Genomic DNA, 1,558 nt, shown 5'->3' on the forward strand with positions numbered 1-1,558 from the left:
TTTATTATCTGAAATCCTCACTATTCCTTCAAATCCACCTTCACCATGTTTACATGCTGATGCTCTAGGCAATTCCTGTAACCTTTGTTAGTTTGTCACTAGAACTAAGATAGTAGGAACCGTTATGCGTATTAGTCCGACTCGCCGTCGCCGTTGGAACAATATTCTAATATTGGGCATTATCGCGTTTATCGTGATCTTAAATGCGCCGATGTGGATCAAAACGTACTTGTTGTCAGAGAACGTTGATCCTTATCCGCATTTACTTCGAACTGATCATTCGGTTAGCGCTATTTATTCCAATAGTCTTGAATTGGAGTTTCGCGATGGGCGATGGCATGCGAATACAGATGTTCCTTTCCCTCTATCTGAACTTATTGCTCGCTGGCAAGCGCTCGAAGGTACGGAGTTATCTGCGCAGCAATACGACACTCTTAAAGATAAGTTAGGCACACCAGAAACCATCGAAGTCTGGTATCAAGGCGTCGAAGAACCGCAGCGAATTACTCTTTATCGTCTTCATGATTTTTGGTTGTTCAAGAATTGGCAAGACAAATGGATCGCGATTTCTGTTGAGAGCAATTACATCATGCCTAAGTGAGAGGTGGTCAATAACCTCGTAGGTAAGCAGTGTTTACGCTTGTACTTTTCGATTATGTTAACTGCCTTTCAGTAAGGCTTTGAGTGTTTTAAGGAGAAATAAATGCCTGAACTACCAGAAGTTGAAGTAAGCCGGATGGGTATTAGTCCACATATGGTTGGACAAACGATTAAGGCATTTGTTTTTCGCACCCCCAAACTGCGCTGGGATATCCCGCAAGAGCTGAAATTGCTTGAAGGGCAAGTGATTCGAGCCATTCACCGCCGCGCAAAGTATTTGCTCATAGAAACGGATACAGGGACTGCCATTGTGCACCTTGGAATGTCCGGCTCGTTACGTGTGTTGGATGCTGCTTTTCCTGCGGCTAAGCACGATCATGTCGATCTCAAACTTACAAATGGTAAAGTGCTGCGTTATAACGACCCTCGACGCTTTGGTGCTTGGCTATGGTGCGCTCCTGGTGAGTCACATGCGGTACTTGAGCATATGGGACCAGAGCCTCTAACTGATACGTTTAATAGCGAGTACATTGCTGATAAAGCGCAAGGTAAGCGTGTCGCGGTAAAGCAGTTTATCATGGACAACAAAGTCGTGGTCGGTGTGGGGAATATTTACGCCAATGAATCTCTGTTTAAATCTCGTATTCTCCCAACCCGACAAGCAGGTCAAGTGACGCCCCAAGAATGGGTACTGTTAGTGGAAAACATCAAAGCCACGCTAAAAATTGCCATTAACCAAGGTGGTACGACTTTAAAAGACTTCGCTCAAGCCGATGGCAAGCCGGGTTATTTTGCTCAAGAACTTCTAGTGTATGGAAAAGCGGGTGAGCCTTGCCCAGAATGTGGAGAGCCGCTTCAAGAGCTAAAAATTGGCCAACGTAATACCTTCTTCTGTAATGAGTGTCAGCAATAGAAATACGATCGCGTACGGTGTATTGCCATCAAGCAGTTGTAATCG

General features: G+C 44.8%; 2 protein-coding genes. Both read left to right on the forward strand.

The features are described from left to right. The first annotated feature begins 124 nt into the window (after window positions 1-124). Complete coding sequence (locus tag R7Q09_RS24160; RefSeq protein ID WP_318143703.1) at window positions 125-601, forward strand: hypothetical protein; 477 nt, start codon at window positions 125-127, stop codon at window positions 599-601. Between the two features lie 102 nt (window positions 602-703). After that, on the forward strand, window positions 704-1,513 hold the full coding sequence (gene mutM, locus R7Q09_RS24165) for a bifunctional DNA-formamidopyrimidine glycosylase/DNA-(apurinic or apyrimidinic site) lyase (RefSeq protein WP_318143704.1): 810 nt from the start codon (window positions 704-706) through the stop codon (window positions 1,511-1,513). Window positions 1,514-1,558 lie beyond the last annotated feature (45 nt).

The organism is Vibrio sp. 2130-1, from assembly GCF_033339515.1.